A 25,919-nucleotide genomic window follows, 5' to 3' on the forward strand; every position below is an offset into this window, starting at 1 on the left:
TCATTACTGCAGGATTCCAGTGACCGATAAAACAGTGATCCACACTTGGAAACGTATCTCTCTTGTCGAAGAGCAAGTAGAGTTGCCGAACGGAAAGACCGTCACTCATACCACCATTGCCCACCCAGGCGCTGCTGTAATCCTCCCTATCGATGAAAATGGTCATGTTGTATTGATCAACCAGTACCGACCATCGTTAAAGAAATGGTTACTTGAATTACCCGCGGGCACTTTGGAAAATGATGAACCGATAGAAGTATGCGCCGCACGCGAACTTGAAGAAGAAACAGGTTTTAGTGCCAGTGAGATCTTCCCACTTGGTCAAGTAACCCCGCTCGCGGGCTTTTGTGACGAAATTCAATACTTGTTTGTCGCTAAAAACCTCAGCAAAACTTCCCGCTATCAATGCGATGATGATGAAGTGATAGAAGTGCTACACATATCTCTTGCCGAAGTTGAGCAAATGATCATTAATGGCAGCATCAGTGATGCCAAAAGCATTGCTTGTTTAAGCAAAGCGAAGCTATGTGGATTCATATAGCCTCAGCTCAGGACTATGTAGGAATAATGATGGATTTTCGTTCTGATACGGTAACTAAACCGACCGATGCCATGCGCAAAGCGATGGCTGCAGCTCTTGTAGGTGATGATGTATACGGGGATGACCCAACTGTTAATGAATTAGAACAGTGGGCAGCTGAAAGACATGGTTTCGAAGCCGCGTTGTTCACCACCTCAGGCACTCAAGCTAACCTTCTTGGTCTTATGGCGCACTGCGAGCGTGGTGACGAGTATTTGTGTGGTCAACAAGCACACAACTACCGTTACGAAGCCGGTGGTGCCGCTGTATTAGGTTCTATTCAGCCTCAACCGGTTGAAAACGAACCAGATGGCACAATAGATTTTGCTAAGCTACAAGCCGCGATCAAACCCAATGACTGCCACTTTGCTCGTACTCGACTATTAAGCCTTGAAAATACCATCAATGGTAAAGTACTGCCTTTGAGCTACCTTGCTGAGGCCCGTGAGTTTGTTAATCAAAATGGGTTATCTCTTCACCTAGATGGCGCTCGCGTCTACAACGCTGCTGTTGCGTTGGATATTGATGTCAAAGAGATTGCTCAATATTTTGATTCAATGACGGTATGTTTATCAAAGGGGCTAGCTGCGCCAATCGGCTCTCTACTGTTAGGTAGCAAAGAGTACATAGCAAAAGCGCGTCGATTGAGAAAGATGGTCGGTGGCGGTATGCGCCAAGCGGGTATTTTAGCCGCGGCGGGTAAGCTAGCGCTAACTGAGCAAGTAGACCAACTGAAACAAGATCACCTTAATGCTAAGCGCTTAGCCGAAGGGTTGAGCCAAATTGAAGGCTTCTCAGTAAACCCTGAGTTTATCCATACTAATATTGTATTTACTAAAATCGATGAGCGTATTGATGTGAAAGCGCTCGTTGCTAAGCTTGCGGATGATGGTATTACGGCGACGGCGGGTAACCCAATGCGTTTCGTAACGCACAAAGATATTTCGGCACAAGATATCGAAACCGTGTTGGAAAAATTGGCAAATTACGTTTAAACAAACCGATGACACCAATTGACCGAAATACCGGTTATTGACTATTGAGCTTCCCCTTAGGGGAAGCTTTATTATTTGGGCTTAATCAACACCAACACGAACACGAACAACCATACAATGCGTAAATTGCTTTTCTTGCCTCTATTTTTCTTCACTGCTATTGCTCATGCCCAACCATTTGGTGATGCTAAACTCGGTAAAATAAAATCCCCCAGCTGTGTTTTTTGTCATGGTCAAACAGGTGAAGCCGTCAAACCAAACTATCCAAATTTAAATGGGCAGAATGCTCAATACCTCTATCAAGCGATGCTGGAGTATCAACAAGGTAAACGCACCACGGCTATGGCACAAATGATGTCAGCCCAATTAAGAGCACTCAATGAGCAAGATCTGAAGGACATTGCGGCGTTTTACGCAAATCAGCAGTAATAAGAGCTTCTAGTAAGCACAAATAAAACTCTTTTGCCTTCCATTTTTATTCATCAAATCAATCAGTTTCAATTAAGTGTGACGAAAGTCTATTTTTTCATTTGTTCTATTTACCATATCAATATAGACTTCGCGCCCCTTATCGCCATTTATATAACAAATGAAAAACAATTCTCCTGCCTTTAGATGGCAATTTCTTCTTCCAAAATATTGGGGAACTTTGCTTCTAGTCGCACTTATGTACGCTCTTAGTACTCTCCCATTTAAAGTGCAAATTGCACTTGGTAAACGAGTGGGTCGGCTCGTATTAGGTAGAATGAAAAAACGCACAAATACTATTCGTCGTAATCTCGATTTGTGCTTTCCAAAGATGAGCGAAGACGAAAAAGAACGATTGACTGTTGAGAACATCGAAAACACAGGCATTGCGCTATTTGAAACCGCCATGGCTTGGTTTTGGTCAGACAAACGGGTTAACAAGCATGTCACTATCATTGGCATGGAACAGCTAGAAGAGTTAGAGAAGCAAGGTAAAGGCGCTCTAATGCTGGCGGTTCACTCAATGAACCTTGAGTTAGGAGCCCGTGCATTTGGCATCAAAAAGTCAGGCACAGGGGTGTATCGCCCGAATAGCAACTCATGCTACGACTACTTTCAATACAAAGGTCGCTCACGCTCGAACCGTACTTTGATCGATAGACGAGATGTAAAAGGCATGATTGATGCGCTTAAAACGGGCAAACGTGTTTGGTACGCTCCTGATCATGATTATGGTCGCCGTCGCTCAACATTTGCCCCACTGTTTGCGGTTGAAAATGCGTGTACAACGACTGGCACTAGTATGCTAGTCAATGCTTCAGACTGTGTCGTGGTACCTTTTACTATGGTTCGTGATAGCAATGATCACTATACCTTGACTATCCACCCGTACTTAGACGAATTCCCGAAAGAGTGTGAACAGCTTGCAGCGGTTTATACTAACCGTGCCATCGAAACATCTATTATGGCCGCGCCAAGCCAATACATGTGGTTACACCGTCGCTTTAAAACGCGCCCAGAAGGCGAGCAGTGCTTATACGCTATGTAGCAAACAAACTGCACTGGCTCACAAGCTTATTTTGCAAAAAAAGGTCAAGCAATGCTTGACCTTTTTTATGTCTATTCAAATTCTTAACACTAGGTTCGGTACAAAACCTTAACCACGTGCCATCCGAATTTTGTCTTCACTAAGTGTGGGGTAAGCACCTCACCAGAGAAGCAAACCTTATCGAATTGAGGCACCATCTGACCACGTCGAAACTCGCCAAGATCGCCGCCGCGTTTACCTGAAGGGCAAGTCGAGTACTTCTTCGCTAGCGCTTGGAACTTAGCGCCTTTCTTAAGTTGAGAGATGATATCTTCTGCTTGTTCTTTGTGCTTTACCAAGATATGCAAAGCTGCCGCTGTGTTTGCCATAAGTTTTTACGTTTACCAATTTCATAATTGCTGGGATTGTAGCGAACATTTTTGCGATCTTCATCATACCTTTTCATCACCGCAGGATATAAATCGCATTCAATGCGTAATCTCTGATCCAATTCAACGAAAAATCAACTATTTGCACTAACATATATGCAGTAGTATCAAATTTGGGACTTGTTAATGGCAGTGAAAAGTAAAGCGAATCAATCGCAAGGTATGTTGATGTTTACCTTGACGGCAAATCAGCAAATGTTTGCGATAGGCACATTAAAGGTTCGTGAAATTGTACCCTACCTACCAACAACACAAATCCCGTACTCACATCATCATGTCGTCGGCACTGTGGCAATTCGCGAACTGAACGTTCCGGTTATTGATATGCCTGCAGCTATTGGTTTTCGTCCTATACAACCTGAAGAATATTCTTCGTGCTTCCTTATTGTGACGGACTGTTTACGCACGGTGGTTGCGTTTATGGTTCGTAGTATTGAGAAAATCATCGACTGTGACTGGCGTAATATCGAACCCTCTCCACCGACTGCGGGCAACAATGTCTTTGTTACCGGTATTACCCGTTATGAAGAGCAAATTGTGCAAATGCTTGATGTTGAGTTATTACTATCAAAAATCTATCCGCTATCAGAATCTGCTCGGATTCCTATTTTGACGGATGTGCAAAGAGAAAAGCTTAAAGCACTCAATATCCTACTGGTGGATGACTCGACGATTGCGCGTAGACAACTTGCTAATGCGCTCGACAGCATCAATATTCCTTACCAAATTTGTACCAATGGCGATGAAGCACTGCACTGTATGCGCGAGTGTGCGAAGCAAGGTCAGGGAATCGATTTATTGGTTAGCGATATTGAAATGCCTGGCTTAGATGGTTATGAGCTCGCATTTGAAACACAAAGTGATCCTGAACTTCGTCATGCCTACATCATTTTGCATACATCACTGTCGAGTGAGATTTGTGTGAATAGGGCCAACCAAGTCGGCGCTCATGAAGCGTTAGAAAAGTTCAACGCAGGTGATTTGATCAAAGCAATGTTGCGCGGAGCCGATAGTATAGCGAAAGAAAAAGAACCGCTTATTGATTAACTTACAGTTATAACAACATGTAATAGCGGATTAAATCACAATTAGAGGTCTGCTAAGTGAGACTTGCTGTACCTCATGATTGTGATTGTTTACTGTTGCTTCTATGGGAGGTTCCACATTTGATTGTGGACTCTTAAAACAGTCTATACCCAGTTTCTTAGCCCATGCAGATTTACCGATACAATGACTTCATACCTGCATTTATAAAGATTGACACAGTAAAATGACAGAAGACGTTTTTAAAAAATCAACCGCAAACCTAAAGAAAGCGGTGCCTTTAATGATGAAGAACCATGTCGCGGCAACACCAGCCAATTACGCGCTATGGTATACCTATGTCGATAATTCCATCCCACGCCTCAACCTTGAACTAGAAAGTGTCATCGAAAGCTATGGTATTTGTCCTCCGGCGGCGGGCGATCAGCTATATCAACGACATGTCGCGTCACAAACAGAAACTAAACTCAGCGACTTGCGTGCCAGCATTGAAATTCTGGTCGGTGAAGTCGCCAGTTCAATGACCGACACGCTAACTGACACCTCTCAGTTCTCTGAAATGATTGACAAAAGCTTTAAAAACCTTGAAAGAGTGGAAGATGAAAGCATGTCACTCGATGAGGTGATGGCTGTAATTCGCCAACTGGTTTCAGAGTCACGAGACATACGCCACTCAACAAGCTTTCTCTCAAATCAACTTTCAACTGCCAGCAATGAAATTAGTCGTTTAAAAAGCCAGCTAGCGGATGTTCAACGTGAAGCTTTATTCGATAGCTTGTCAGGCTTATACAATCGCCGATCATTTGACAATGACATTCAAACACTTTGTCAAAGTGAGCAAAATTTCTGCCTGATCCTTGCCGATATTGACCACTTCAAAACCTATAACGATAACTACGGGCACCTTTTTGGTGACTCTGTTATTCGCGGCTTAGCACGACGCTTGCAAAGTAGCTGTCGAGACGGTATTACCGCCTACCGCTTTGGTGGTGAAGAGTTTGCTTTAGTGGTGCCAAACCGAAATCTACGTGTGGCGCGCCAGTTTGCCGAGAGCCTTCGCCGCGCCGTAGAAAAACTGTCGATCAAAGATCGCCGTAGCGGCAAGCAAGTGGGCAATATCACCGCATCCTTCGGCGTGACTGAGCGAAGTGAAGGTGAGAGTGCCGAATCAATCATCGAACGCAGTGATCAACTATTGTATGAAGCGAAACATTTAGGGCGCAATCGAGTAATGCCACTCTAAGCAGCTTTGATAAATCTCGTCTATTCTTTAGCCGTAACCTACTGCTGGAGATAAACAATGATCAAATCAAGTATGGTGTTTGGTGGCGCACTTTTCCTACTAATGAGCACAAGCTTAGTCGGTTGCACAACCAAAGATTCGCCTTATAAACGAACTGAGTATCAGATGGCATCTAACCCTGCGGCTGTTTATTGCGTTCAACGAGAAGGTAAATTGGACACGATAACAGAAGATTCTCAACGTGTTACATACTGCGAACTGCCCAATGGTGAGCGTGTGGAACAATGGCAGTTCTATCGTCAAAATCATCAAAACAAAGGGAAAAGTGGAGAATAGGCGCTACTACTAATTTTCTGGGTCTGTACTGCGATTAAGCGCAAGTAAACGCTGATTGTACTCAACAAGCAGCTGCTCCAATTGAAGTGAATCGAGGCTGAGTGTTGATTGTTCAATAATCTCTCGCAGCCTAAGTAAGGTTGCGGTATGTTGCCTCATGACTGGCAAGTTAAGTAACTGCTCAAGAGCAATCACCGCCACTTGGTATGGTTGCTCCCTTACTTCCATTAAAGAACGTTGAAACACGCCTGCCACCCTACCCTCTAAGTAAACGCGATACGTGGTTAATTGATCAACCAACAAAAACGCCTTACCTAGAGAGGTTTGATTTGGGTATGTAGCAACGATATGTTGCGCTTCATCTAGAGATACCACCAACTCTAAGCCCACCTTATGAGCCTCAAGTTTGAGATAATTTAATAACCCTTGTTCTGGCATTAATCGCTCAATCTCGATAATGCGTTCTATATGATAATCATTAGAGAGTAGCCGAACCGTAACAGGTGAACCAACGACACATAAGCGACTTTCAATTAATTCAGCAGAAGCATTTGCGATATTTTCAATCGTCGTAGTCGACCGATCTTCTAGTAATATTCTGCCTGGCTTTATGCATTGAGCGCTTTTGGGAAAATGCGTCGTCAAGTAACTAAGCATCGCTTGAGCTTCAGACACCTCTTGATCGGGCGTTCTACCACCACAAAAGATCACAGCTAAAGCATCACAATTTAGTTCAGGTAGCAGACGCGCTAAGGTTTCAATCCGCGAGCGACCTTCTGCCGTTAACTGGTTATCCACCAAACGCTTACCTAACACAACAACGACTTCGGTCACATTCTCTATTGTTTCATCCATCAATAGTGGTGCTATCACTGCCCTTAATTTCCTTCTATGTCTATAGTTTAAATGCCAATAGTTTGTTTATAACACAAGGATACCGTGATGCTGTCGATATTCGATATTTTTAAAATTGGTGTTGGACCTTCCAGCTCCCACACTAATGGACCAATGCTGGCAGGCTTCGATTTTTCACAACAATTGACCGAACAAAAGTTACTTGAGCAAGTCACACGAATTCAGGTCAATCTCTATGGCTCGCTGTCATTAACAGGAAAAGGGCACCATACCGACAGAGCATCCATTTTAGGTTTGCTTGGAAACCGACCTGATACGATCAAAATCACCAGTGCCAAGCAAGCCTTAGTTCAGGCAATTGAACAGCACAGCTTGCGTCTATCCGATCAGCATGTCATTGCATTTGACTACCAATCTGACATGGTTTTCCATAGCACCAATTTACCACTGCATGAAAATGGCATGTCAATTGTCGCTTATAGTTCAGAGCAACAACCCATTTTACAGCAGACCTACTACTCTATCGGTGGTGGATTTATCGCAACCGAGCAACAGTTATTACAAGGTGAAGCTGGCAACACCGTCGACGTTCCTTTTCCTTTCTCGAGTGCCGACCAAATGCTGGCTGATGCAGAAAAGTCCGGTTTGAGCCTTGCAGCCCTAGTGCTACGTAACGAAGTTTGCTTTCAAGATATGGAAGAGATCGACCAGCGCGCCGAAAAGATTTGGAAAGTGATGCAATTATGCATGCAACGTGGGTTTGAAACGGAAGGGATCCTAGAAGGGGGATTAAATGTCACCCGTCGAGCCCCTGCCCTACAAAAGAAATTAAAATCCAATCATGAGTTGGAAACCGATCCGATGGCCGTGATGGATTGGATTAATCTTTACGCGTTTGCTGTAAGCGAGGAAAACGCAGCGGGTGGGCAAGTTGTTACCTCACCAACCAATGGTGCTGCCGGTGTGATACCCGCCGTTTTAATGTACTTCCATCATTTTATTCACGAGCTCGATACCAAACAGCTTAAGGACTTCCTTGCGGTCGCCGGTGCAATAGGCATCTTATACAAACTGAATGCCTCTATTTCAGGAGCAGAAGTCGGATGCCAAGGTGAGATTGGAGTGTCGTCATCAATGGCTGCCGCAGGGCTTACATCCCTACGCGGAGGCAGTAACGAGCAAATCTGCATCGCCGCTGAAATTGCAATGGAGCATTCCTTGGGCATGACTTGTGACCCAATTGGGGGGCTGGTACAAGTGCCTTGTATCGAGCGAAATGCCATGGGTGCAATGAAGGCTATCAATGCCTCGCGCATGGCGCTAAAAAGAACCAGTAAATGTCTTATTTCATTAGATAAGGTTATAGAAACCATGTACGTAACAGGCAAAGATATGAACCGAAAATATCGTGAAACATCACTTGGTGGGTTGGCGCTGATCCACCTTGCACCGCCATGTGAATAGCCGAGAACTTACATATAGGCATATATCAATTGGGCAAGAGTTGAAAATACTCTTGCTTCTTTAAACTGTCACTTTTGATTTCATTTCCCCTCCCTCCCCAAAAAAACTGCACGATACGCACTTAATTGAGCACATTTTCAGCCATACAATTCTCGCCAGAACTAATAGCAAACGATTGCCTGTAAATTTAGAATAATATCCTATCTAAACATGGGGAAATTCCGTGCATCAGTTTTATTTTCTGACATAATCGTCCGCCTTTCTAATTCTTTGAACCCAATCACAAGAGAAAACTATGTGGAATAGGCTCAACAAGTCGATGATGTTCTGCCAAATGATGTTTGGCTTATCTTTCTACGGTGTCATGATTATTTTGACTCGCTTCTTCCTAGAAGACCTAGGTTATAGCGAAGCAGATACTATGATGGTTGTAGGCGCTTTCTCTTCAATCGGTCCGCTTTTCGCGATTGCAGGTGGCTTCATTGCTGACAAATTCTTAGGCGCTTACCGCTCATTAACCATTGCTTATGCTACATTTGTGGTTGGTTACGTGTTGCTGGTTCTAGGCTCTTCCACCACTAACGTTCCAATGAGCTTAGTTGGTCTGGCATTAGCCAGTTATGGTCGTGGCTTAATGTCGCCGTCATACCCTAGCCTATATAAGCGTACTTTTGCCTCTCAAGAAGACTTTGAGAATGGTTACCCAGTTAACTACTCCGTTAACAACATCGGCGCACTATTAGGTCAATACCTATTCCCAATGTTTGTCCTTGTTATCGGCTTCCATGGTAGCTTCGCACTCTCTGCAGTGTTAGCAACGTTAGCACTTATTACGCTGATCTTTTTCAAGAAGTCACTTGTCGGTGTCGCGGCTAAGATTGACCAAAAACCAGTTAGCACAAGTAACTGGATTGCATTCATCACGCTTTCAGCTGCGATGGTTGGCTTAGTCTTCTTCATGTTTTCAAACATGGATATTGGTCAAAACATCGTATACGGCATTGGCGGTGCGGCAATCCTTTACTTTATCTCGTTGATGTTTAAAACAGGTAAGTCTAATGCGCTGAAGATGGGTACGATCCTCATCATGACCGTGCTAACAACTTGCTTCTTTGTCTACTATGGACAAATGATGACATCGATGACCATGGTAACCATTAACACCATGCGTGGTGACTTATTTGGATTCATTCCAATTGCACCAGAAGCATCCATGGCGATGAACCCACTATGGTGTATTGTGGCAGGTCCTGTCATTTCATACACATTCTCTTCATTAGAGAAGCGTGGTATCTCATTGTCGACCGCAACAAAAATTGGTATCGCATTTATCTTTACTGCCGTTGCCTTTGGCATCTTGACCATGGCAGTCATGAACGTGGGTGAAGATGTACTCATTCGCCCTGAAACATTCTTTGTTATTCACTTCTTCCAAGCATTCGCTGAAGTGATCGTAGGTAGCCTTGTTGTTGCGTTTATTCTTTCCGTCGCACCAAAGCGTATTGAGAATTTCTCTGTATCATTGTTCTATATCGCAATGGCACTGAGTGGCATTATTGGTGCAGTGTTCTCGACCTCTATCGCTCTTGAAAAAGGGCAAGTTATCACTCAACAAGTTGTTCAAACGGTATATGGAGACTACTTCCAGATGTTGACAATACTTGCTGTAGTGATGGTCGTCATCGCGTTTGCTTCTTCATTTATCATTCGCAAAATGCTGGCTAGCGCAGACAGCCACCAGCAAGAATTAGTTGAAGCGGATACCGCAGCATAACAAAAAAGCCCCAGATAATTCTGGGGCTTTTTATTTCCAGCAAGGGCATTTCAAAATCAAAATGCATAACCTTACTGTTCTAATCAAATGTTTATTCCGTAAACTGTTCGGTGCTAGCGAAAACAGTATTAGTCGCGGTCTCTCGCGCGGTATTCATAGCTCACGCTAATAACAGGTTGATATGCGATTGCACCTTGGCTAGTGACAATTTCTTCGATCTCAACTTGTGAATTCAATAGTGCAAAAGAGTTAATATCAACTTGGTCATTGGTATTCCAAGCGACATTACGACTTAACTCAATTGACCCCATGCGGTTTACATCCATGATCATCGCTTTACCTACTTCTAAAGCCGCAGCTTTGGAGTTGTATGCGTTACCTGTCATAGTGCTATTTTGCATAACCGTCGCATAAGGCCCACTTAATCCTGCCATTGCTGCTGAACTGAATAGTAATACGCTGGCAATACTGGCTAACTTAATCATAATTATCTCCTTAACTTACCTAATATCGGACTGTCTCACTGCTGCCCGAGTACATAAATAGTACGTTAAAGGAGACCTATTCGACTTACAATTAATTGCACGTGTTCTTCGATTTTTTTGACCTTAAAGGGAAGAGAGAAGAATCCACAGAATTGAACATAACTTGGTCTATTTTCTGCTTATCAGCTAAACAAGATGATTTTTAATGGATAATTTGATTCGCGAAGCAAACAATGATTGTTCGGGTCTCGCTCGCTTTAGAGCAGATTGTTATATATCCCTTACTAAATCTTCTTAAAAAAATAGGACTTTTCCATCGTACCTGCCCTTTGAATTGGCAAATTTCAGCATAGAAAAGACAAATCATGCAATTGGGAGAGTTTCCTGATATGATCCGCGCCCAACAAAATCTAGGGTGTTCACATGAACCGTAAAAAGCGCATTAACCAAATATTAAAGTCAAAACAGAAAAAGATGAACGCCAAGCTGCACACCAGCAATAAGCCTCGTTACATCTCGAAAGCTGAACGCGCAAAAATGGAAGCAGAGCAAGAAAATGCGGTAACGGAACAGACAGAGCAAGAAGCTCAAACCGCAGAATAGAATTTTTTGTAAGCCTCAATCGAGGCTTACAACAGACTAATCTAGCTCAATTTAGCTAACACTATCGTTATTATCGGTTAATCAACAATTGATGATCGATCGCTGTATAGTGGTCACACACCTCGATTAGGTTCTGCGCGGTCAGTTCTCGTACTGAGTAGACATCCACTTTGGTATTAAAACGTTGTTGTACCCGTTCCACCAACATTTCAAAATCACCATCACCAGATAGCAAAATCACTCGATCAACACTTGATGCTGATTCATAGACATCCAGCGCAATGCCGACATCCCAATCACCTTTGGCACTACCATCACTACGTTGAATCAGCGGTTTCAAACAAACTTTAAAACCTATTCCGCGTAAAATATGATGAAACTGGCGCTGCTTAGGATCTTGAGAAGCAATCGCATAAGCGTTAGCGCGAACAATATCAAACTCTTGGCTTACCTTTGCCCAAAACTTGTTGTAATCAAAATTTGCTTGATAGCTTTGTTTCGTCGTGTAGTAGATGTTTTGCACATCAACAAAGATCGCCACTTTTTCCATGGATAAAATACTCTTAACTAATTCGCTTCCATAGTACCAGCCTTAAACGGCGAACGCACTTTGTCGACTAACATTCGGTATTATCAGCCCCCCAACCCTCGGGTTCTGGATATTTTTGAATCACTTGCTTGAGATACATTTGGCTACTGCGTAAGGCATCTACACATTGCCCATCAATTTTGCCTTGTAGTACCATTTTCTCTAACTCAAGTAACGCAGAAGTCACTGAGCAGGCTTGGCGATAACTCTTGTGTGTTGTCATTGAATCAAAAATATTGGCAACCGCGACGATTCGAGCGGCCAGCGGAACTTCCTCTCCTTGGAAACCATAAGGGTAACCACTACCATCTAAATACTCATATTGAAAACGCATGATCTGGTTGAGTAATGCAATACTTGGGTGGTTAGGGCTGCCGACCGAAGAAACAATTTCATCCATCATTTTAATCCCGTTATCAATATGCGAACGGGCTGAAATAAGCTCTTGCGGACCAAAAGGCTCAGAATTGTATATCATGCTTTCAGGCAGTTGTGTTTTACCAATGTCATGCACTTGGGCAAACATCGCTATCGCTTCGACTTGCTCATCATCCAATTGATGACGTTCTGCGACATACTGCGCGATCACTTTAGTGTACGCCCGCATACGACGACCATGGTAGTACGAGTCACGGCTAAATAGGTTACTTCCTGTACGTAACCTATCTGCAAATTCAACAATGGTTTTGACCACTTGACTCTGTGACTCAACAGCAAACTGCAGCATTTCAATATAAGGCACCAATGACATCAACGACTGGTTGCTAAACACGTTAGGCTCATAGGCATTGAGGAAAACAAAGCCGCTAAAACGATGGTTTTGAAAGCATGGAATGGCGGCAGAGGAACGATAGCCTTTATTCAAAAGAAACCCTATTCGGTCACAGTGTTTCATGTAGGCTAGATCATCAATGACTCGTGGAATTCCCATCGCGGCAGCGCGTTTTAGGTGGTCGAGCTTACTAAGCCGCTTTTCATGATGCAGTTCGCTCCACAGCTGAAATTCACTGTCCGCATAGGTAACCAAGGTATCAGTATCTCGGTTGTACTTAGCGTAAGAAACTCGCGCGATTTGGGGTGCATGGGCATGCATCCTCTGCATCAACTGTTGTAATTGTTGGTTAAGCGGTTTTGCAGTTTGAAAATAGTGATTGTTCATCTTATCCTCCTGCGCTTAGTTCTCTAAGCACATTGAGCAGGAAAGCACATTCAGTGAGAAGTTGTATTAATCCATTAGCTTATCGCTATCTTTTACACACGAATGCCATTTAACATCTCTATCCAACATACAAAACAACTACTGGTTTCAGCTAGCAGAAACGGTGAAAATTCACTCGTCTCGTGATCGCAATCAAATAGATTACGGCATCTTCATTGTTAATAGATCAACTATTTAACACGACTTAAACCAATCCAGTTTTTCATGCAGGCTTACGACACTACCCACCACAATCAAAGCAGGGCTTTGAGCTCGTTTGGCTAGATTCGGTAAATCCACTAAATTACCTCGGTATACCTTCTGTTCACGACGTGTACCATTTTCGATGATTGCACAAGGCATCTCTTGCGACAGTCCATGTGTCAGTAGCTTATCGGCAATGTAGCCACTTTGCTTCAAACCCATATAGAACACTAAAGTAGAGTTTGACTGCGCCGCCGCAGACCAATCTATTTCTTTGCCATCCTTTTGCACATGACCGGTAATAAACTGAACAGCTTGAGCATGATCACGATGTGTCAGTGGAATGCCAGCATAGGCTGTCGCACCTGCCGCTGCGGTGATCCCCGGAACCACTTCAAAACGAATATTGTATTCAGCGAGTGTTTCAAGCTCTTCTCCGCCGCGACCAAAAATAAAGGAATCCCCGCCTTTTAAGCGCACCACTCGTTTACCTTGTAACGCTTTATCAACCAACAGTTGGTTAATTTGCTCTTGTGGTACGCAATGAAAATCTAATTTTTTGCCAACATAAATCATCTCAGCTTTGTTACTGGCTAGGGCTAAGATTTCGGCAGAAACCAAACGGTCATACACCACGACATCTGCTTGTTCAATAACTCGATAACCTTTCACGGTTAACAAATCAGGGTCTCCAGGACCGGCGCCCACTAAAGAAACAAAACCGTGATTCAAAGAAGTTAGATTGATGGTCATAATCGCGCCTATAAGGAAAATTTTTGGATATAAGAAGTGTCACTTTGGATTTCGGGCAAGTAACACTTGTTATAGCCAAGCAAATTAATCAGATTCGCCCCACAGCAAAGTATGGGGCGAACGCGGTTATTTAAGACTAAATGCTGGCACTGCGTTTACTTGGCTCTCATCATCAACAACTGGCGCCGTTTTCGCGTGAGTTAGGTACAGTGGCAAGCATGTAAATGCTAGCCCACCAACAATATTGCCCAAAATAGTTGGGATCAGGTTGTAGTTCAACCATGTTGCGATACCAAAATCAGCACCTAACATCATACCTAGTGGAAACAGGAACATATTGACAACCGCGTGCTCAAATACCAATGCAAAGAAGATAAAAATTGGCAGCCACATCGCAGCAATTTTTCCCGCCACGCTACGAGCAGTCATGTTACCAATCACACCAAGACAAACCATCAAGTTACATAAGATGCCACGCACAAAACAAGTCACCCAGCCATCAAAGCCCAGGTTTTCAAAGCCCACGGTACGTGCTGTTGCAACAGCAATAAATTTTTGACCAACAGCATTCGGTTCAACGCTAAAATTCATAGTTAATGACAGTGCAATCAGTGCCGCAACCAAAAGTGAGCCAATCAGGTTACCTAGCCCTACAAGACCCCAACAGCGTAATACACGACCCCAAGTAATGCCCGGACGGTTATCAAGCTTCGCTAGTGGCGCCAAACCAAACACCCCCGTCACTAAGTCATAACCCATTAGGCTTAAAATACAAAAACCAACAGGAAATACCAATGCGCCAACGATCCCTACTCCCGTTTGAGTAATGGTGGTAATAGCAACCACCACCGCTAAAGACAAAATGATACCGGCCATTACACCGCGTAAGATCAAGTCTCGAGTTGAGGTACGCACTTTCGCTTCTCCTGTCGCGATCATGGTTTGAACAAATTCCGCAGGTTTTAAATAAGACATCATGTCTCTCCAAAAAGTTAAAAATAAAAGTCGAAAATCAAATAGTGAAAGGCTCCTTACCCTCCCCCTTCCCCCTCGAGGATAAGAAGCCTTTAAGCTATTTAATCTCTAACGCTTATCCAGCGACTTCAACCACACCTGAAACAACACGGGTTTGATAGGCTTTTACACTGAAACGTTCATCTTCCATGCATCGCCCAGTCGTCAAATTAAAGCGTTGTTTCTTAAGTGGACTCGCAACCCAAAGCTCACCTTGATGCTGACAAATCAAGCCACGAGACAACACATTTGAATGAAAAAATGGGTCCGTATTGCTGATAGCCAGCACCTGCTCAGCATCCGTTGGGCGGAAGATCGCCACTTGCTGCTCTTTCACCAACGCACATACACCCGTGCCAGGTACGATGTCGTCTATTTGACAGATTTTTTGAAATGACATAATTAATCTCCCCGCTTAATCCGTAAGTGCCACATGAAGAATGTCGCCTTTCACTTCAGGGGTTTTTTCCGTCAATGTGGCAGGGCGATGCTGTTCACGCTCAGAAACAAAGGTTACGTTTGCATCACGCTTGTCTGAGTTAATAAAGTGAGCAAAACGATTTAATTGTGATTGGTCTTTGATGGTTGCCGTCCACTCACACTCAAACTCGCCAATCAGTCTTGCGATATCACGCTCTAACTGTTCATTGATACCAAGTTTGTCGTTGGCAATAACTTCACGCAGATAGTCGACACCCCCGTCCATATTTTCCATCCATACCGAGGTACGTTGCAGCGGTGCCGCCGTACGAATATAGAACATCATGAAACGGTCGATGTATTTGATCAGTGTCTCTTGGTCTAGATCAGTGGCAAGTAAATCCCCATGACGAGGCTTCATGCCGCCATTACCACACACATATAAGTTCCAACCTGCGTCGGTGGCAATGATGCCCAAGTCTTTTCCTTGAGCTTCTGCACACTCTCGGGTACAACCGGATACGCCAAATTTCATCTTGTGTGGTGTGCGAATACCTTTGTAGCGGTTCTCGATCATCGAGCCTAGACCCACCGAATCTTGTACGCCGTAACGACACCAAGTTGAACCCACACAGGTTTTAGCCATACGCAAGGCTTTAGCGTAGGCTTGCCCGGTCTCAAAACCAGCTTCAATTAATTTGCGCCAGATCTGTGGAAGATCGTCTTTCTGCGCACCAAATAGACCGATACGCTGCGCACCAGTCACTTTGGTGTAAAGGCTGTATTCTTCTGCAACCGCGGCAAGAACGCCCAGCGCTTTTGGCGTGACTTCACCACCCGCCATACGAGGAATAACCGAGTAAGTTCCGTCTTTTTGGATATTGCCAAGGAAATTATCGTTGGTGTCGTGCAGCTTAACGAGTTGCGGCTTAAGGATGTGTTCACCCCAGCATGAAGCAAGAATAGAACCGACCAGTGGTTTACACACTTCACAACCATAACCGCTGCCATACTTCGCAAGCAGCTCGTCAAAGGTTTTGATTTCTTCAATACGGATCAAATGGAATAGCTCTTGGCGCGAATAAGCAAAGTGCTCACAAACGTCATTCTTCACTTCAATACCCGATTTAGCCAACTCGGCGTTGAGTACTGAAGTTACCAAAGGAATACAACCACCACAGCCAGTACCTGCACCCGTAACCGCTTTGATTTCAGCAAGCGTTTGATGCCCATCAGCCACAGCTTGAGCAAGCTTGCCCTTAGTCACATCAAAGCAAGAACAAATCACCGCACTGTCTGGTAACGCATCAGCGCCTAATGCTGGCTTTTCCGCCCCAGCATGGGCAGGCAAGATAAGTACATCTGGATGTTCCGGCAGCTCAATATCATTGAGCATCAATTGCAGTAGATCACCATAATCGGCGGTATCACCCACCATTACCGCACCGAGTAACTTTTTGTTATCTTCCGACACAATCAGGCGCTTATAGACTTCTTGCTCTTCGTTTTGATAGACGTAGCTTTTACAACCTGGAGTACGACCATTAGCGTCGCCGATAGAACCGACTTTCACACCCAGCAATTTCAATTTGGCAGACATATCCGCCCCTTCGAATTTGCTTTCACTTTGACCAAGTAAATGATCAACCGCAACGGTTGCCATTTTGTAACCCGGTGCAACCAAGCCATAAAAGATGCCGTTCCATGAAGCACACTCACCAATCGCGTATATGTGTTCATCTGATGTTTGGCAGTGGTCATTGATGGCTATGCCGCCACGTGGCGCAATTTCAAGCTCCATTTGGCGAGCCAATTTATCTTGCGGGCGAATTCCCGCAGAGAAGACAATAAAGTCGGTCTCAAGCTCTGTACCATCAGCAAAACGCATCACATTGCGGGCTTGTGTGCCTTCAGCTGCAATCTCTAAGGTATTTTTACTGGTATGAACATTCACACCCATACGCTCGATTTTTTGGCGTAGTTGATTACCACCAGCGAGATCAAGCTGCTCAGCCATCAATTTAGGGGCAAACTCAACGACATTGGTTTCCACGCCCAATGCTTTTAGTGCGCCAGCCGCTTCCAGACCTAATAAACCACCGCCAATAACAACCCCTGACTTGCTCTTTTTCGCGCAGGCTTCAATGGCTTTGAGATCTTCAATAGTTCGGTAAACGAAACAATCTTTACTTTCACTGCCTTTGATAGTTGGGACAAATGGGTATGATCCTGTCGCTAGAACCAATTTGTCATATTGAATTTCACGACCAGAAGAAGAGTATACGATGCGATTTTGGCGGTTGATATTGATCGCTCGTTCACCGATCAAGATTTGAATGCCGTGTTTCTCATAGAAACCTTCTTTGACTAAAGAAAGCTCTTGAGCAGTATGGTGTGAGAAGTAAGAAGAAAGGTGAACACGGTCATAGGCGACACGTGGTTCTTCGCAGAAAACGGTAATTTCGTAGTTCGAGATCTCCGTTTTTTCAACCAGGTCTTCGATATAGCGATGTCCTACCATGCCATTACCGACGACCACTAGCTTGAGCTTACTCATAATCAATTCCAGTCCAAATTTCGAATCTGAACGGAATTTTCAATTATGAAGAAAAATTAATACATGATGTAAATCAATTACAATTACAAACTACCACAAAGGGGTAACTGTACTACTTTAGGGTTATTATTTGCTTTTAATTATAGATTGCGTGTTATTTAATTTCACAATTAGTCATTAAGCAACCATAAATGGATATAAAAAAAGGTGCTTAGATAAGCACCTTGTCCACTTTTACTGCAAGTTAAGCCAGCAACAATGATTGCAACTCAGATAAGCACTTTACCGTGTAGCTAGGCGTTATTTCCTGGCATTCTGGCTGCTGAGCGGCGTTTAGCCAACATGTATCAATACCAAAGTTCATTCCACCTAAGACATCTGAATGTAAATTGTCGCCAACCATTAACACCTTACTCTTACAAGGCTGCCCCATTTGTTCCATTGCATGAGTAAAAATACCCACATCTGGTTTTGCAACCCCAACCTGCTCTGAAATAATGACATGATCAAACATATCACTAAGCCCCATCTTAGCTAAGCGTACTTGCTGCAGTTCAGTGAAACCGTTAGTGATAATACCCAATTTGGCTTTGCCTTTAAGCGCATCAAGCAATTCTCTAGCCTGTGGGATCATACTGCAGATATCGGCCATAGCATCTAGAAAGGCCGTATTTAAAGCCGCGGTAGTGGTATTGAATTGCTCTGCGTAACCTTTAAAACGGATATGTTTGATGTCTTCAGCAGTAATCGTCCCGTTTTGATAATCAACCCACAGTGGCTTATTAACTTTCTGATATTGCTCAAAGTCATCACGTGAATATTCAACGCCCATACGTTCAAACATTAACTGCATACCTTTAAATGCATCAAACTTAAACAGAGTTTCATCAGCGTCAAACAGAACCCAATCATACTTCATGATTCTACCTATCTTATCAGAGGGGAAAGCCAAACCGGCGGAGAATATTTGCGCATTATACCGTTTACAGCCCAGAAAACAAAAAAGGAATTTACAATGTAAACTCCTTTAAATTCTTAAACTTAATGCTACTTGTAGAAAATATTGCCAGTTTGAACATTCAAATAAATTTTATTGGCCTGCTTTAAACCACCACAATAGACAAAATAGACATCTTGCTCATACTTCACTGACTTTACCCAACCTTTTAGCTCTTCAAAGTCAGGGGGTAGACAAATGCCTTCCTTAATCAAATCATCGGTGGTTTGAATAAAAACATCAAAGTACTGTTTAAAATCATCGGAGCCTTCAACATAACTGCTGATGGTTTTGATCCGTTCTTGTTTGGTTATGGTGGGTGGCACTTCTAGAAGGGCGTCCATTGGGATCCACTCAGCGACCTCAGGTCCACCTTCGTTATAAACGTAAAACGGAGAAATTCGTCCCCACCCATCACGCTTTTCTAATATATGGACTTTATCTCCTCGGTAGAGGATTGATTCAATAAAAGCACTTTTATCTGGCATTTCACGCACCCCAAGCTTTTCGGGGCTAACGTAGTAGTCTGTTTTTTCTGCTACTGGAGTTGGTATTGGCATGGGTTCCGGTTGACTTTGCTCAACCGGTAACGGTGTTTGTTGCTCAGCAAGCTTCGCGGCATCTTGCTCGGGCTTAAGATAAAACATGTAATAGCCACCACCCGCTAAGGCTATGCCAACGAGTAAGAGTATGACCATTAATATTTTTTTCATTTATGCTTCCAAGATCTTGCTGATGAGTCTCATCTATTTTATCGGCAAGATAACAGAATCTTTAGCTCAATCGCAAAAAATGGAACCAAGCTACGGTTCTATTAAGTCACACTTGGCTGCACATATAAAATCGTTCTTATGTAATCCTTTGATCGAATGACTCCACCAAGTTACAGTCACTTTGCCCCACTCCAGTAAAATAGCAGGGTGATGGAACTCTTCTTCCGCAAGTTCCGCCACTTTATTAGCAAATGACCAAGCAGAGAGAAAGTTGCGAAACTTAAACTGCTTCTCCAACTGAGCAATACCTTCTCGTTCAATGATCTGCCACTCTTCAATTGCTTCTAATAGCTCTTGCTGCTCGTCATAGCTAAGCGGTATTGCTTCTGGCGTACATGCTTCACATCTGAGTTCATTCAACATTTAGTGCTTCCTTTGCGTCAAATAATGGTGGGTATAATCCAGCTTCAATAGCTTGGTCTATCTCTGAAATTAAATCCAGTTGGCTCAATGTATAGAGGCTCTCAATATCCTCTAAAACAAAATAAACTGGCTGCATAATATCGATTCGGTAAGGGGTTCGCAGTACACGGTTAAGTTCAAATGGCTCTCGATTCGGCTGACAAGCATCTAATGCATAAAGAGTTTCACCCGGAGAGGAGAGGATCCCTCCACCATAGATTTTTAACTGGTCATTTTCCTTCACCAAACCAAATTCAACGGTAAACCAATACAATCGAGCTAGGTAGGCTCGTTGTTTTGCTGGGGCGGCATAGCCCAGTTTGCCATACGTGTGAGTAAAACGAGCAAACTGAGGATTAGTCAACATGGCACAATGACCAAAAACTTCATGGAAAAAGTCTGGCTCCTGAAGATAGTCAAACTCTTCACGGCTTCGTAAGAAAGTGGCCACTGGGAAACATTGGTTAGCTAGCAGCTCAAAAAAGCGGTCAAAACTGATTAACGCAGGCACAGGGACAACTTGCCACCCCGTCTCTCGTTTGAGCACTCGATTAATCTCCGGTAATTGCGGAACGCGATCGATCGGAAGATTAAGCATTTTCAGCCCTTCTAAATACTCATGACACGCCCGATCTCCAACGATCTTCAACTGCCTTATCACTAAGTCATGCCATATCGCATTCTCGTCTTCACTCCACGCGACTATTCCATTTTCATCGACTGGATTTGAACTGTATTTTGTCATCCAAGCACTCCTTGCCCCATTACAAAGATAACGAGCAACGCCCTACAAACGCGTGATGTTCTACATTCGCAAGCAGCACACTTTGCAATCTACCTTTTATAAGGTTATTGAGTATTGGATCAACAGACAAAATATCAGCAAAATTTCCGCTGGGTCGCGGTGTAACAAATATTTTACATAAGCATAATTTGGTAACAATTATGATACACTCGTTACTTGAGTCTCATGTCACTAGAACACTCTGTTTTCCGTCGTGGAAGATGCGTTTATTAGGAGAGATGGCACTGGCTGCTGATATTATATTCGCAATAAAAGCAAACAGGGCGCCAAAAGCACCCTGTTTATATTAGACAATTTAGTGTAGCTCGCTATTTGATAGCCACGGCCATCATTACCTTGAACACACCTTGCTCAGTCGTGATTTCAAAAGGCGTTGAGGTCTCTACTTGTTTAAAGCCAACCCCTGTTAATACTCGTTCGACATGGGCGGGATCCATTGCCATCTCTTCATCGGGATGAGCCGCTAGCCAATCCCAATGAATAAAATGACCGCCATCTTCTAGTAATGAATAGATGATGTCGGATACATCCGCATAATTTGGTAAGAAACCACAGACAGAAGACGCGATAACCAGATCAAACTGATTACGAAATGCAGGATGAATAGCAACCAAACCACGAGTAAGAGAATCAACCACAGCTTCTACATTGGGCAGTGATTTGTTATCTAACTGCTCAATCATTGCTTCGGAAAAATCGAGAGCAACGATATCTTTTACCTCTGGTGACATTTTTTGACTGAGTAAACCCGTACCACAGCCAAAGTCGAGCACGTGCTTGCCTTTGATATTGAATGTTTTAATTAGAGAAGAATATGCTTCCTCTGCAAAGATCGATGTCGCTTCATCAGTATCCCATGTGTCAGCATGTTCATCCCAATTGATAGCCATTGTGCTCTCCCTAAAACTGCTCTTAAAGCAAAAACTTGAAATTTATACCCAAATAACCTCTAGATGTTTATTGCTCAACTAGACTCTACATCTGAAGATACTTGGGTATAAACTTTCGTTATTATATTCTACCCATAGCTATGTGAAAACAGACATTTAAGATAAATTACATTACCATACATTTATCTCCTCAAGCGCAGCAAAACTCTATGAACTTGTCGCAAATTGAAGCTTTTTGTACGGTAGCAGATTCAGGCTCTGTTTCTGAAGCTGCTCGCCAACTCGACTGTAACCGTACCAAACTGAGCATGTCGATTAAAGCATTAGAAAAAGAATTGTCGGTTGAACTGTTTATCCGTTCCGGTAACCAGCTGATGCTTTCGGAGGCTGGTAAAGCCATTTATCGTGATAGTCAAAACTTACTGGTTACCGAAGCTCGTATCCGCCAAACCTGCGCCCAAGTCTCTGGTGATTTTAGCGCTGAAGTATGGATTGCGCGTGACGACTCTTTACCTGATGAACTATGGCAGTCCCTTTCTCCGCACCTAAATAATGACTTTCCTTCCACATCATTTAACATCATTCTTGCGTCATCTGGTGATTTAGCCAATTTAGTCGTCACAGGGCAAGTGGATTTTGCTTTTGGCGTTGACTATGAAAGAACCGATGATCCGCATGTGACCTACCAGCCACTGGGGAAAATACGCATGATGTCAGTATGTGGTGCGGTCCATCCATTGAGCAAAATGCGTCGTGTTACTGACAACGATTTGCGTCACTCGATGCAAGCGGCGATGGTATATCTCAATGAGAAAGATAACCCTGAATTAAAGCCCCTTTCTATTCGTCACGTCGGTTTTTCAAGTTTTGACTATATGCTTCATTGTATTCTTAATGAAGACGCATGGGGCGTGCTGCCTGAACCTTTAATTCGCCACCACCTACGTAAACAAGAACTAGCCGTGATCAAGCACACTTATGGTCTAACCCAAGAAGACTACTGTATGTTTACTCCAGCAGGCATGAGTGAACACCCTGCAATGTCTTGGTTAGCAGACAAACTAAACGAGTATTTGTTTGATTTTTAAATATACCGACGAACAAAAATCAGTCAGAGTCAATATTATTGACACCAAAAATCACACCTAACACGTTGAATAAAAAGAAATTATAAAAATAACTCATTTTTTAGCTTTTTAAAAATGAAGATGTAGTTTGTAAAAATGGTTAGAACTCTCAAGAATAGAGCTAATTCTAAGGAGATTTTTAATCATGTGTGCCCAAACTAGCTTAAACGAAAAGCGAATCCTATCCTTCTCAGCCCTTTTAGCATCGGGCTTTGCAGTGGGTGGACTGGTCGTCGGCATTTGGATGGGTTCGCTTGTAATTGTATTTGATGGTGTTTACTCACTGGTCAGCTTACTGTTAACTTTATTGTCACTTGCAGCATCACGCTACATTAGCCGTCCATCTCAAGGTCAGTTTCAGTTTGGTAAAGCCGTTATTGAACCCGTTGTGATTGCTATCAAAGGTGGCGTCATTCTAAGCATCGTACTGTATTCTCTATATTCAGCGATAACCGCTATGTTTAGCGGTGGTAGAGAAGTCGATACCTCTATTGCCTCTTTATTTGGCTTAGTTAACGTTATTGGCTGTGGTTACGGTTGGTGGTACATCAATCAAAAATCAAAACTGTTTTCGTCTGGTCTAATCGAAGCTGAAAGCAAGCAATGGCAAATGGATACGTTACTCAGCGTCGCAGTAACTCTCGGCTTTTTCGCCGCTTATGGTTTAACACTAACGCCTTTTGCTCATTACAGTATCTATGCCGATCCTATGATGATGATTTTAATGTCTTTCTACTTTATTAAAGTGCCATCAGAGATGATCATTCAAGCGCTTCGTGAGTTGCTAATGATGAAACCGGATAGAAAAATTCATGATGCCGTCGATCATGAAGTCGCAGAAATAGGCAAGCAGTTCAACCAACCGATGGCGCTCAATGGTGTGGCTAAAGTAGGCCAAGAGCTGTGGGTTAACATCGATATTCATTGTGATAGTAAGCAACTGGAACTGGCTGAGGTTGAAAAAGCTCAACGTCTATTGAAGCATAAACTATCATCGCTCAACTTAGACCTCCAGTTAACGATGAACGTAGCAATTTAATACGGCTTTCCGACTCTTTCTCGTATAGAGCAACATATTCTGTGCTCTATACGTCATTTCTTAATTACCTACTCGATTAACATTCCTTTCGTTCCGTTGAATTAACCAACTTTATGGTTATTATGAAACAAGTAGTCTAAGATCATACTTTATGAGCATGTGTTCTATGCTTTGCTCATCGTTGGAGGTAAGGTTTGCAAAAAATTAATACTAGCTTTTTAAAAAATTGGCGAGTGCTTGTCGTTGATGATTCAAGCACGGCATTGCTATTAATAAAGCAGCAGCTAGTAAGTTTAGGCGTACCACAAAACAACATCACGACCGTTGAACGCTATCAGGTCGCGATTAAAGCGATGCAAACTCATCAATTTGATGTGTTGATTTTAGACTATCACTTAGAGCAACATCTAACAGGGTATGAGTTAGCCATGTTGTTGCATCGAAATCGGCTAATCAGCAACGCGACAGGTGTGTTGATTATTTCAGGGGATGCAAGGCAAGAGACTGTACTAACAGCCCTTTCCGGTAAAGTTCGTCACTTTATAACCAAGCCTCTTAGTAATGCCTCCCTCGCCGAAAAACTCCACACCATATACCGAGAAATGCAAAAGCTAGCTCAAATCACAGATGCATTGCAGTCAGGTAATAAGCTCTCTGCTGCAACAATGTTCGAACTTATCAACCGTTCTGGATTTAGTGTCAGCCTTGAAGCCTACTTACTTGAGTATTTGATGACCAATAACCAGTGGGAGTTTCTCGATATCTACATCACTATATCTTCCACGCCTTGTCATGCCTCTAAAATGTGTACCATCGCGTATTTACTCCATCGAGACAACAATACCAAGCAGGCGTTAGAGGAGTTACACAGCTTCCTCACTGAAAACCCACTCTCGATTCGCGTCATGGATGTCATCGCCGATATCTACGAACAAAGTCAGCAGACAGAAAAAGCGGCACTATGGGCGACTAAAGCGTTTGAACTCACACCGAGCATTGGAGAACGAGCAGCAAGAGCCAGCCAATTTAATATGCAGGCACATAAAAGAGCGCAATTAATGAAAGTTGGACACCTATACTCGCAACACATCTCATTAGCTGACATTAACTGGCTTAAAACCGTCATTGTCCACTTCCATTCACTGCAATCGATTTACACTCTTACTGAAAGCACATCAGCCAAAACAGAGATCATGCAGCATGCCAATGATTTTTTCCGTTTCGCTCGGCACAAACTGACGCCGAAAAGGTTACAACACCTCAAAGCGGTCGTACTACTGTCTCATAGTCATGTTTTAATCCATGAAAACAATGAGATGTTAGCCCACCAAAAACTGTTGAAATCACTTTCTCAGTTTTACGATGAGTTGTTTGAGTGTCCGCCTGTGTTACTAATTGAATATCTACCCGCTCTAGCTTTCTTTGGAGAGCGACAAATTTATTCGACCATTACGGACGTACTTAAATCTCGCGGAATCAATAACTTTTCAGAGATGGTACCTGCGCCTTATATCGCAGCCAGTCAATCAAGTGGTCATTCTAGTCAACCAACTCATCAAGAGCAGAGTGACGTATCCCTTGAGCACTACCCGCATTCTAGTGAAGCAAAAATTCAGTTTCTCTATCGTCACAGTAGCCAACCAGCGATAGGAGACAGCAGTAAAATAGATGCCATCGTCTCTGAGCTAGCCGTTTTGGATCTCCCACCAAATTGGCACAATTGGCTTATTACAGGTAAACAACACAGTTTTAAAATTGCGCCCCCAGTTGCTTTTTCACTTTTCACTCGCGATCAGAAAGGGGCTTAAACACATCTGATAACACTATT

At 43.2% G+C, this 25,919-nt stretch carries 27 protein-coding genes; 13 read left to right on the top strand and 14 right to left on the bottom strand.

Annotated elements, in window-relative coordinates; translation table 11 throughout:
* Positions 1–13 precede the first annotated feature (13 nt).
* The 4 genes from H2O73_RS00275 (at position 14) to lpxL (ending at position 3,091) form a co-directional block, all read left to right on the top strand.
* Positions 14–541 carry an NUDIX hydrolase gene (locus H2O73_RS00275; protein WP_182106870.1) on the top strand — a complete coding sequence of 176 codons (528 nt, stop codon included), beginning with the start codon at positions 14–16 and terminating at the stop codon, positions 539–541.
* Between the two features lie 29 nt (positions 542–570).
* On the top strand, positions 571–1,575 hold the full coding sequence (gene ltaE, locus H2O73_RS00280) for a low-specificity L-threonine aldolase (RefSeq protein WP_182105384.1): 1,005 nt from the start codon (positions 571–573) through the stop codon (positions 1,573–1,575).
* 117 nt (positions 1,576–1,692) lie between these two features.
* On the top strand, positions 1,693–2,004 hold the full coding sequence (locus tag H2O73_RS00285) for a c-type cytochrome (protein ID WP_182105386.1): 312 nt from the start codon (positions 1,693–1,695) through the stop codon (positions 2,002–2,004).
* A gap of 160 nt (positions 2,005–2,164) precedes the next feature.
* A complete protein-coding gene (lpxL, locus tag H2O73_RS00290) occupies positions 2,165–3,091 on the top strand; it encodes an LpxL/LpxP family Kdo(2)-lipid IV(A) lauroyl/palmitoleoyl acyltransferase (RefSeq protein ID WP_182105388.1) in 927 nt (308 codons plus the stop codon).
* 89 nt (positions 3,092–3,180) lie between these two features.
* On the opposite strand, the gene ppiC is transcribed toward lpxL, so the two are convergent.
* Positions 3,181–3,459 (bottom strand): peptidylprolyl isomerase PpiC, encoded by a 279-nt coding sequence (ppiC, locus tag H2O73_RS00295; RefSeq protein WP_182105390.1) that lies wholly within the window; start codon positions 3,457–3,459, stop codon positions 3,181–3,183.
* A 186-nt stretch (positions 3,460–3,645) separates the two neighbouring features.
* Here ppiC and H2O73_RS00300 point away from each other — a divergent pair, with 186 nt between their 5' ends.
* The 3 genes from H2O73_RS00300 to H2O73_RS00310 all read left to right on the top strand — a co-directional run bounded on the left by H2O73_RS00300 (position 3,646) and on the right by H2O73_RS00310 (position 6,142).
* The gene (locus H2O73_RS00300; RefSeq protein WP_182105392.1) at positions 3,646–4,566 is read left to right on the top strand and encodes a chemotaxis protein; all 921 of its coding nucleotides are present in this window, start codon (positions 3,646–3,648) and stop codon (positions 4,564–4,566) included.
* A 223-nt stretch (positions 4,567–4,789) separates the two neighbouring features.
* Positions 4,790–5,806: a GGDEF domain-containing protein gene (locus H2O73_RS00305; RefSeq protein ID WP_182105394.1), complete on the top strand. Its 1,017-nt coding sequence runs from the start codon at positions 4,790–4,792 to the stop codon at positions 5,804–5,806.
* Between the two features lie 57 nt (positions 5,807–5,863).
* A complete protein-coding gene (locus tag H2O73_RS00310; RefSeq protein ID WP_182105396.1) occupies positions 5,864–6,142 on the top strand; it encodes a putative hemolysin in 279 nt (92 codons plus the stop codon).
* 9 nt (positions 6,143–6,151) lie between these two features.
* On the opposite strand, the gene H2O73_RS00315 is transcribed toward H2O73_RS00310, so the two are convergent.
* Positions 6,152–7,015: a YdcF family protein gene (locus tag H2O73_RS00315; protein WP_368737138.1), complete on the bottom strand. Its 864-nt coding sequence runs from the start codon at positions 7,013–7,015 to the stop codon at positions 6,152–6,154.
* Between the two features lie 69 nt (positions 7,016–7,084).
* Here H2O73_RS00315 and H2O73_RS00320 point away from each other — a divergent pair, with 69 nt between their 5' ends.
* Positions 7,085–8,461 (top strand): L-serine ammonia-lyase, encoded by a 1,377-nt coding sequence (locus tag H2O73_RS00320; protein WP_182105398.1) that lies wholly within the window; start codon positions 7,085–7,087, stop codon positions 8,459–8,461.
* Between the two features lie 295 nt (positions 8,462–8,756).
* Positions 8,757–10,235: a peptide MFS transporter gene (locus H2O73_RS00325; RefSeq protein WP_182105401.1), complete on the top strand. Its 1,479-nt coding sequence runs from the start codon at positions 8,757–8,759 to the stop codon at positions 10,233–10,235.
* Between the two features lie 128 nt (positions 10,236–10,363).
* On the opposite strand, the gene H2O73_RS00330 is transcribed toward H2O73_RS00325, so the two are convergent.
* Entirely contained in the window at positions 10,364–10,720 is a 357-nt protein-coding gene (locus tag H2O73_RS00330; RefSeq protein ID WP_182105403.1) for a DUF3316 domain-containing protein, read from the bottom strand.
* Between the two features lie 423 nt (positions 10,721–11,143).
* Between H2O73_RS00330 and H2O73_RS00335 the strand changes: the two genes are divergently transcribed.
* The gene (locus H2O73_RS00335) at positions 11,144–11,323 is read left to right on the top strand and encodes a DUF2986 domain-containing protein (protein WP_182105405.1); all 180 of its coding nucleotides are present in this window, start codon (positions 11,144–11,146) and stop codon (positions 11,321–11,323) included.
* A 70-nt stretch (positions 11,324–11,393) separates the two neighbouring features.
* On the opposite strand, the gene H2O73_RS00340 is transcribed toward H2O73_RS00335, so the two are convergent.
* The 11 genes from H2O73_RS00340 to H2O73_RS00390 form a co-directional block, all read right to left on the bottom strand.
* Positions 11,394–11,873, bottom strand: coding sequence for a LabA-like NYN domain-containing protein (locus H2O73_RS00340; RefSeq protein ID WP_182105407.1), 480 nt, complete (start codon positions 11,871–11,873; stop codon positions 11,394–11,396).
* A gap of 67 nt (positions 11,874–11,940) precedes the next feature.
* Complete coding sequence (locus H2O73_RS00345; protein WP_182105409.1) at positions 11,941–13,071, bottom strand: HD-GYP domain-containing protein; 1,131 nt, start codon at positions 13,069–13,071, stop codon at positions 11,941–11,943.
* Positions 13,072–13,305: 234 nt separating this feature from the next.
* Complete coding sequence (gene cobA, locus H2O73_RS00350) at positions 13,306–14,067, bottom strand: uroporphyrinogen-III C-methyltransferase (protein ID WP_182105411.1); 762 nt, start codon at positions 14,065–14,067, stop codon at positions 13,306–13,308.
* Positions 14,068–14,193: 126 nt separating this feature from the next.
* Positions 14,194–15,042: a formate/nitrite transporter family protein gene (locus H2O73_RS00355; RefSeq protein WP_182105413.1), complete on the bottom strand. Its 849-nt coding sequence runs from the start codon at positions 15,040–15,042 to the stop codon at positions 14,194–14,196.
* A gap of 115 nt (positions 15,043–15,157) precedes the next feature.
* Positions 15,158–15,481 carry a nitrite reductase small subunit NirD gene (gene nirD / locus H2O73_RS00360; RefSeq protein ID WP_182105415.1) on the bottom strand — a complete coding sequence of 108 codons (324 nt, stop codon included), beginning with the start codon at positions 15,479–15,481 and terminating at the stop codon, positions 15,158–15,160.
* 15 nt (positions 15,482–15,496) lie between these two features.
* Positions 15,497–18,058, bottom strand: a complete 2,562-nt coding sequence (gene nirB / locus H2O73_RS00365; RefSeq protein WP_182105417.1) for a nitrite reductase large subunit NirB — start codon at positions 18,056–18,058, stop codon at positions 15,497–15,499.
* A gap of 244 nt (positions 18,059–18,302) precedes the next feature.
* Positions 18,303–18,977 (bottom strand): pyrimidine 5'-nucleotidase, encoded by a 675-nt coding sequence (yjjG, locus tag H2O73_RS00370; protein WP_182105419.1) that lies wholly within the window; start codon positions 18,975–18,977, stop codon positions 18,303–18,305.
* 128 nt (positions 18,978–19,105) lie between these two features.
* Positions 19,106–19,768 carry a flagellar basal body-associated FliL family protein gene (locus tag H2O73_RS00375; RefSeq protein WP_246335796.1) on the bottom strand — a complete coding sequence of 221 codons (663 nt, stop codon included), beginning with the start codon at positions 19,766–19,768 and terminating at the stop codon, positions 19,106–19,108.
* A gap of 90 nt (positions 19,769–19,858) precedes the next feature.
* Complete coding sequence (locus H2O73_RS00380) at positions 19,859–20,191, bottom strand: 4a-hydroxytetrahydrobiopterin dehydratase (protein WP_182105421.1); 333 nt, start codon at positions 20,189–20,191, stop codon at positions 19,859–19,861.
* Positions 20,181–20,975 (bottom strand): phenylalanine 4-monooxygenase, encoded by a 795-nt coding sequence (phhA, locus tag H2O73_RS00385; protein WP_182105423.1) that lies wholly within the window; start codon positions 20,973–20,975, stop codon positions 20,181–20,183. Before phhA ends, H2O73_RS00380 begins: the two co-directional genes overlap by 11 nt.
* Before the next feature lie 368 nt (positions 20,976–21,343).
* Complete coding sequence (locus tag H2O73_RS00390) at positions 21,344–21,925, bottom strand: class I SAM-dependent DNA methyltransferase (RefSeq protein ID WP_182105425.1); 582 nt, start codon at positions 21,923–21,925, stop codon at positions 21,344–21,346.
* A 209-nt stretch (positions 21,926–22,134) separates the two neighbouring features.
* Between H2O73_RS00390 and H2O73_RS00395 the strand changes: the two genes are divergently transcribed.
* The 3 genes from H2O73_RS00395 (at position 22,135) to H2O73_RS00405 (ending at position 25,899) form a co-directional block, all read left to right on the top strand.
* Positions 22,135–23,013, top strand: coding sequence for a LysR family transcriptional regulator (locus H2O73_RS00395; RefSeq protein WP_182105427.1), 879 nt, complete (start codon positions 22,135–22,137; stop codon positions 23,011–23,013).
* A gap of 184 nt (positions 23,014–23,197) precedes the next feature.
* Positions 23,198–24,091, top strand: a complete 894-nt coding sequence (locus H2O73_RS00400; protein ID WP_182105429.1) for a cation diffusion facilitator family transporter — start codon at positions 23,198–23,200, stop codon at positions 24,089–24,091.
* Positions 24,092–24,285: 194 nt separating this feature from the next.
* Positions 24,286–25,899: a response regulator gene (locus tag H2O73_RS00405; RefSeq protein WP_182105431.1), complete on the top strand. Its 1,614-nt coding sequence runs from the start codon at positions 24,286–24,288 to the stop codon at positions 25,897–25,899.
* The last annotated feature ends 20 nt before the right edge of the window (positions 25,900–25,919 follow it).

It is taken from the genome of Vibrio marinisediminis (assembly GCF_014050145.1).
In the GTDB taxonomy this organism is placed as follows: Bacteria; Pseudomonadota; Gammaproteobacteria; order Enterobacterales; family Vibrionaceae; genus Vibrio; species Vibrio marinisediminis.

Coding starts and splice junctions, on each gene's coding strand:
- ltaE (WP_182105384.1), top strand. CDS start 571: ATGGATTTTCGTTCTGATACGGTAACTAAACCGACCGATGCCATGCGC.
- H2O73_RS00285 (WP_182105386.1), top strand. CDS start 1,693: ATGCGTAAATTGCTTTTCTTGCCTCTATTTTTCTTCACTGCTATTGCT.
- lpxL (WP_182105388.1), top strand. CDS start 2,165: ATGAAAAACAATTCTCCTGCCTTTAGATGGCAATTTCTTCTTCCAAAA.
- ppiC (WP_182105390.1), bottom strand. CDS start 3,459: ATGGCAAACACAGCGGCAGCTTTGCATATCTTGGTAAAGCACAAAGAA.
- H2O73_RS00300 (WP_182105392.1), top strand. CDS start 3,646: ATGGCAGTGAAAAGTAAAGCGAATCAATCGCAAGGTATGTTGATGTTT.
- H2O73_RS00305 (WP_182105394.1), top strand. CDS start 4,790: ATGACAGAAGACGTTTTTAAAAAATCAACCGCAAACCTAAAGAAAGCG.
- H2O73_RS00310 (WP_182105396.1), top strand. CDS start 5,864: ATGATCAAATCAAGTATGGTGTTTGGTGGCGCACTTTTCCTACTAATG.
- H2O73_RS00320 (WP_182105398.1), top strand. CDS start 7,085: ATGCTGTCGATATTCGATATTTTTAAAATTGGTGTTGGACCTTCCAGC.
- H2O73_RS00325 (WP_182105401.1), top strand. CDS start 8,757: ATGTGGAATAGGCTCAACAAGTCGATGATGTTCTGCCAAATGATGTTT.
- H2O73_RS00330 (WP_182105403.1), bottom strand. CDS start 10,720: ATGATTAAGTTAGCCAGTATTGCCAGCGTATTACTATTCAGTTCAGCA.
- H2O73_RS00335 (WP_182105405.1), top strand. CDS start 11,144: ATGAACCGTAAAAAGCGCATTAACCAAATATTAAAGTCAAAACAGAAA.
- H2O73_RS00340 (WP_182105407.1), bottom strand. CDS start 11,873: ATGGAAAAAGTGGCGATCTTTGTTGATGTGCAAAACATCTACTACACG.
- H2O73_RS00345 (WP_182105409.1), bottom strand. CDS start 13,071: ATGAACAATCACTATTTTCAAACTGCAAAACCGCTTAACCAACAATTA.
- cobA (WP_182105411.1), bottom strand. CDS start 14,067: ATGACCATCAATCTAACTTCTTTGAATCACGGTTTTGTTTCTTTAGTG.
- H2O73_RS00355 (WP_182105413.1), bottom strand. CDS start 15,042: ATGTCTTATTTAAAACCTGCGGAATTTGTTCAAACCATGATCGCGACA.
- nirD (WP_182105415.1), bottom strand. CDS start 15,481: ATGTCATTTCAAAAAATCTGTCAAATAGACGACATCGTACCTGGCACG.
- nirB (WP_182105417.1), bottom strand. CDS start 18,058: ATGAGTAAGCTCAAGCTAGTGGTCGTCGGTAATGGCATGGTAGGACAT.
- yjjG (WP_182105419.1), bottom strand. CDS start 18,977: ATGAAGTATGATTGGGTTCTGTTTGACGCTGATGAAACTCTGTTTAAG.
- H2O73_RS00375 (WP_246335796.1), bottom strand. CDS start 19,768: ATGAAAAAAATATTAATGGTCATACTCTTACTCGTTGGCATAGCCTTA.
- H2O73_RS00380 (WP_182105421.1), bottom strand. CDS start 20,191: ATGTTGAATGAACTCAGATGTGAAGCATGTACGCCAGAAGCAATACCG.
- phhA (WP_182105423.1), bottom strand. CDS start 20,975: ATGACAAAATACAGTTCAAATCCAGTCGATGAAAATGGAATAGTCGCG.
- H2O73_RS00390 (WP_182105425.1), bottom strand. CDS start 21,925: ATGGCTATCAATTGGGATGAACATGCTGACACATGGGATACTGATGAA.
- H2O73_RS00395 (WP_182105427.1), top strand. CDS start 22,135: ATGAACTTGTCGCAAATTGAAGCTTTTTGTACGGTAGCAGATTCAGGC.
- H2O73_RS00400 (WP_182105429.1), top strand. CDS start 23,198: ATGTGTGCCCAAACTAGCTTAAACGAAAAGCGAATCCTATCCTTCTCA.